Here is a 3,163-nt window from a genome sequence, read left to right on the forward strand (position 1 = left end):
CTGAAGCACCGCGCTCTCCCGGTAGGGCCCGAGCTGGAAGTCGTGACAGAACTGGTAGATGACGCGGATCGACCCCGCCGGCTCCGCCTCGGGGACGACCGCGTGGAGGAGGGACGTCTCGAAGAGGACGTAGCCGTCGTCCGAGCTCGTGATGGTGTCCTGAGCCCCGTCGTCGACCTGGGCGACATCGCGCCTCCGGTCCTCGAGCATCCGGCGGTGGCTGCCTGGGCTGACGCGGAGGCGTGGCCGAGGGGCGGAGCCCGTGGTGGGATAGAAGATGAGCTTGTGCACCGGCGGCAGGTTGCCCGTGACCGCGCCGCCGTAGACGTGGGTGTCGCGGTGCCAGTCCATGTAGCTCTTGCCCGGAAAGACGCGGCGGAGCTGGATGTGGGCCAGGACGAGGTCGAGACCGGAGACCCGCTTGAGGAGCGCCGGGACGTCGCTCTCGAAGAGCACGTCCACGAATGCCGCGTCGTACGCGTGCACGTTCGGGCGGAGATCCTCCGTGTGCCGGTACTTCTGCTCCCACGTGAACCCCGGGCGCGGATCGCCCGCGTGGAGCCTCGCCATCGTCGCGTTCAAGCGCGCCAGCGCCGGGCCGGTCCGGAACACGCCCTTCAGATACCCGTCGAGATAGTACGCTTGGGCCACGTGGGCGGGGGCGGGCGGCCGCGGGCGTGGTGGCTCGACGAACCTCCGGAGGAGCTTCATGACCGGGTACAATACTCCATCCTCGGGCCGCGCGAAAATCGCGCAGGGCTGCCGGCGCGACCTCGTCCGCCCCGCGGCAGGGAGTGACCCGAGTGGCGACGAAGATGACGGAGCCCCCATACGCGCTGGCCGATCTCGGCGATCGCCGGGTCCTCGCGGTCGCCGGCCGCGAGTACGTCACGCGCTACAGCGCGCGTGTGGTCCAGATGCTGATCGATCGGAAGGGCGTCCAGCGCACGCCGCCGTATCTCACGTACAAGGAGACGCGCGGGCCGCGCTTCCTCCGTCCCGTCTTCGCCCACCTGCGCCGTCGGGGCGTGGGGGACCTCAGGGTCCTCGAGGTCGGATGCTCGTTCGGCCATTTGACGGAGTACGCGGCGGAGCAGGACGCGGTGCGGGAGCTCGTGACCTTCGACACCGATCCCGCCTTCGTGGCGATCGTGCGTGCCAAGGTCACCGAGCTCGGTCTCACCAAGGTCCGGGAGGCCGCGCTCTTCTCGAACGACGAGACGCGGCGGCTGCCCTGGGCCGACGGCGGGTTCGACCTCGTGCTCGCGGTCGGCGTCGTGGAGCACCTGCCGGCGCGGAGCCGCCGCGCGCAGGTGGACGAGTACTACCGCGTGCTCGCGCCGCGGGGGCACATCGCGATCCTCGACACGCCGAACCGGTGGTTCCCGCTCGAGACGCACTCGGTCGGGCTCCCCCTCGTCCAGTGGCTGCCGCCGCGCGTCGCGTACGCGTACGCGCGCGCCTGCCGGCCTGGAGCGTATCGGACGGTGCCCTACGAGGAGTTCGTCGCCGACGGCACCGGCTGGCGGAACGCGACGCTCGCCGACTGCCTGCCGTCCTCGGGCCGGCGGGGCCTCGCCGACGTCACCGAGGAGGCGGGCTACGGCTGGCGCTTCTTCCGCGATACCGCCCGTTCGCGAACACGGCGGTCGCTGCTGCCGCTCTTCGGCGTGGCGTGCGCGACGCTCGCCGCGGCGGGCCTGCCGCCGTCGCTCGCCCTCCCGTACCTGAACCTCCTGTTCCAGAAGTCCGCCGCGCCGCCGGCCCCGTGAGCGCCCCCCCGGTCTCGGTGCTCATGGCCGTGCGCGACGGCGCGCCGTGGGTGGCCGACGCCGTGCGCAGCGTGCTCGCCCAGACGGCGGGCGACCTCGAGCTGATCGTCATCGACGACGGCTCGACCGACGCGACGCCCGAGATTCTCGGACGGGTGAGCGACCCGCGCCTTCGCGTCCTGCGCCAGGCGCGCCTCGGGCTCACGCTCTCGCTCAACCGGGCCCTCGGCCTCGCGCGCGGCGCACTGGTCGCACGGCTCGACGCCGACGACGTCGCACTCCCAGAGCGCTTCGCGCGTCAGCGCGCCTTCCTCGCCGCGCATCCCGACATCGGCCTGCTCGGCACGGGGGCGCGCGAGGTGGACGCGGCGGGACATGAGGTGGCGCTCGTGGTCCCGCCAGCGGACGACGCGACGATCCGCCGGGCGCTCATCCGGCGGAACCCGTTCGTGCACTCCTCGGTGATGGCGCGGCGCGAGGCCGTCCTCCGCGCGGGCGGCTACGACGCGACGCTACCGGTCGCGCAGGACTACGACCTCTGGATGCGGCTGGCCCCGGTCACACGGCTCGCGAACCTCCCGGAGCCTCTCGTCGTGCGCCGCCTCGTGCCCGGGCGGGTCTCGGCGGCGCGCGACGGCGACCGGCTCCGCGCCGAGGCGCGCGTGCGCTGGCGAGCCGTGCGGGGCGGCGCGTACCCGCCCTGGGACGCGGTCTTCGCGCTGCGGCCGCTGCTGGCGCTGGCGCTGCCGCCCGGCCTCCGGCGCGCCCTGCGGCGCGCCCGGCAGTGAGGGGGGATCGCGGGGCGGCGATGGTAGTATGAACGCGTGCGTATCCTCATCACCGGCATCACCGGCTTCGTCGGGAGCCATCTCGCCGAGCTGGCGCTCGCCCGCGGCGTCGACGTCATCGGGTCGTTGCGCTGGCGCAGCAAGACCGAGCACATCGAGCACATCCGCGACCGGCTGATGCTGGTCGAGTCCGATCTGCGCGACCTCCTTTCCGTGCGGACGGTGCTCGAGCAGGCGCGGCCGGACTGGATCATCCACCTCGCCGCGCAGAGCTTCGTCCACGCGTCGTGGTCCACGCCGGTCGAGACGTTTACCACGAACGTCGTCAGCCAGATGAACCTCTTCGAGGCCATGCGCCAGCTCGGCTCGAAGGCGCGCTTCCTCGTGATCGGCTCGAGCGAGGAGTACGGGCTCGTGCACCCCGACGAGCTGCCGATCCGCGAGACGAACTCGCTCCGCCCGCTCTCGCCCTACGCCGTGAGCAAGGTCGCCCAGGACCTGATGGGCTGGCAGTACTTCAAGAGTTACGGCATGCACATCGTGCGCGCGCGCGCGTTTAATCACAGCGGGCCCCGTAGAGGAGATACCTTCGCGACGTCGAAC

General features: G+C 72.2%; 4 protein-coding genes. 3 read left to right on the forward strand and 1 reads right to left on the reverse strand.

Annotation, left to right across the window (positions count from 1 at the left end; genetic code table 11):
• On the reverse strand, window positions 1-711 hold a 711-nt coding region (locus VKG64_07930; protein HKB24969.1), incomplete at its 3' end, for a hypothetical protein.
• A gap of 104 nt (window positions 712-815) precedes the next feature.
• Between VKG64_07930 and VKG64_07935 the strand changes: the two genes are divergently transcribed.
• The 3 genes from VKG64_07935 to VKG64_07945 all read left to right on the forward strand — a co-directional run.
• On the forward strand, window positions 816-1,772 hold the full coding sequence (locus VKG64_07935) for a class I SAM-dependent methyltransferase (protein HKB24970.1): 957 nt from the start codon (window positions 816-818) through the stop codon (window positions 1,770-1,772).
• Complete coding sequence (locus tag VKG64_07940; GenBank protein ID HKB24971.1) at window positions 1,769-2,560, forward strand: glycosyltransferase; 792 nt, start codon at window positions 1,769-1,771, stop codon at window positions 2,558-2,560. The genes VKG64_07935 and VKG64_07940 overlap by 4 nt, the downstream gene beginning before the upstream one ends.
• A gap of 36 nt (window positions 2,561-2,596) precedes the next feature.
• Window positions 2,597-3,163 (forward strand): GDP-mannose 4,6-dehydratase (locus VKG64_07945; GenBank protein HKB24972.1); only part of this gene is annotated, 567 nt, incomplete at its 3' end.

The sequence above is a fragment of the Candidatus Methylomirabilota bacterium genome (assembly GCA_035260325.1).
Taxonomy (GTDB): domain Bacteria; phylum Methylomirabilota; class Methylomirabilia; order Rokubacteriales; family CSP1-6; genus AR19.

Excerpts from the sequence above, each read along its gene's own strand:
- VKG64_07935 (HKB24970.1), top strand. The coding sequence starts at position 816 with ATGACGGAGCCCCCATACGCGCTGGCCGATCTCGGCGATCGCCGGGTC.